The sequence below is a fragment of the Bradyrhizobium sp. P2_E8 genome, from assembly GCF_056403875.1.
This window is the reverse complement of record NZ_JBFUES010001354.1, coordinates 1-1,589: the sequence shown is the minus strand read 5'-3', so window position 1 is coordinate 1,589 and position 1,589 is coordinate 1. Positions and strand designations below refer to the sequence as shown.

Here is a 1,589-nt window from a genome sequence, read left to right as displayed (position 1 = left end):
CGCCCAACGTCGTGCGCGGCGGCTCGCATTCCGGCAATATCGCTGCGGTCGATCTTGCCCGCGAGGGCCTGCTCGACATTCTCTCGTCGGACTACATTCCGTCGAGCCTTCTGATGGCTGCGCTGCAATTGCCGGAACATGTGCCCGCGATCAGCCTTCCGGCGGCGGTACGCACCGTGACGAAAGCTCCGGCCGAGGCGGTCGGTCTCTCCGACCGCGGCGAGATTGCGGTCGGCAGGCGTGCCGACCTCATCCGCGTGCACATCGCGGGCAGCGTTCCCGTCGTCCGCAGCGTCTGGCGCGAAGGAGGCCGGGTCGCATGAGCGAGACCGCGACCATGGCGCAGGGCGAGGCGGGTGCGATCGGCCCTGGCCGGCTCGTGCTCGTGGTCGGTCCCAGCGGCGCCGGCAAGGACACCTTGCTGCGGCTGGCGCAGGCAGCGTGCACCGACGATCAGAACGTCGTCTTTCCGCGTCGCGTCGTGACGCGTGAGTCCTCCGCGGCGGAGGACAACATTGCCATGAGCCCGGACGAATTCCGACGCGGGATCGATCATGGCGATTTCGCCGTGCATTGGGAGGCGCATGGGCATTCCTACGCGCTGCCGCTCGACATCAACGACGACATCCGCGCCGGCCGCGCCGTCGTCGTTAATGTCTCGCGCACCGTGATTGCCGCGTTGCGCCAGGCCTATGCCAATGTCGTCGTGGTCGCCATCACGGCGCCGCCGGACGTGCTGGCGCAGCGGCTTGCCGCCCGCGCCCGGCACAGCGACGGCAATATCGCGGACCGGCTGTCGCGCAGCGTCGAAGACGTATCGGCGCAGGCCGATGTCACCATCCTCAACGCCGGCAGCGCGGATTATCACGGCCGCCAGCTCGTGCGCGTGATCAGGAACGAAGGCTGGCGCGAGTAACCGCTGGCGCAAGGGAGAGTGGAAGAAATGTCGGTGATCGAAACGGTCGAACAATTGGAGGCCATCTACGGTGCCGTCGGTGACGCCTCGACCGTGAAAGTCGCCGACCATGTGACGCCGCTCTATCGCGTCTTCATCGAGAAGGCGCCGTTCGCGGCGCTCGCCACCATCGGGCCCGAGGGCATCGACTGCTCGCCGCGCGGCGATCTGCCCGGCTTCGTCCGCATTCACGACCCCAAGACGCTGATGCTGCCGGATCGCCGCGGCAACAACCGGGTCGATTCCCTGCGCAACATCGTGCGCGACCCGCGCGTGTCCCTGATGTTCCTGGTTCCCGGCTCCGGCAACGCGGTCCGTGCCAACGGCCGCGCGCATTTGTCGATCGATCCGGAGCTGCTGGCCTCCTTCAAGGTCGAAGGCAAGGCGCCGCGCAGCGTGATGGTGATGAATGTGGACGAGATCTACTTCCAGTGCGCCCGCGCCATCGTCCGCTCCGATCTCTGGAACCCGGACAAGCGGATCGATCCGAAGACCTTGCCGACCCCCGGCCAGATCCTCGCCGAGATGAGCCAGAACAAGGTCGGCGGCGAGGAATATGATCGCATCTGGCCGGAGCGTGCGGCTGCCACGATGTGGTGATCTTACCCTCTCCCCWTGTTGGAGAGGGTGGCTC

The 1,589-nt window shown here is 66.9% G+C and carries 3 protein-coding genes; all 3 read left to right on the top strand.

Annotation, left to right across the window (positions count from 1 at the left end):
* On the top strand, positions 1-323 hold a 323-nt coding region (locus AC1D00_RS40385), incomplete at its 5' end, for an amidohydrolase family protein (protein ID WP_477014545.1).
* Complete coding sequence (gene phnN / locus AC1D00_RS40380; protein WP_135177628.1) at positions 320-916, top strand: phosphonate metabolism protein/1,5-bisphosphokinase (PRPP-forming) PhnN; 597 nt, start codon at positions 320-322, stop codon at positions 914-916. The genes AC1D00_RS40385 and phnN, both read left to right, overlap by 4 nt.
* A 27-nt stretch (positions 917-943) precedes the next feature.
* A complete protein-coding gene (locus AC1D00_RS40375; protein WP_025575246.1) occupies positions 944-1,555 on the top strand; it encodes a pyridoxamine 5'-phosphate oxidase family protein in 612 nt (203 codons plus the stop codon).
* Positions 1,556-1,589 lie beyond the last annotated feature (34 nt).

Bases quoted from the DNA above. Each gene is read 5' to 3' on its own strand.
- AC1D00_RS40375 (WP_025575246.1), top strand. From the start codon at position 944: ATGTCGGTGATCGAAACGGTCGAACAATTGGAGGCCATCTACGGTGCC.
- phnN (WP_135177628.1), top strand. From the start codon at position 320: ATGAGCGAGACCGCGACCATGGCGCAGGGCGAGGCGGGTGCGATCGGC.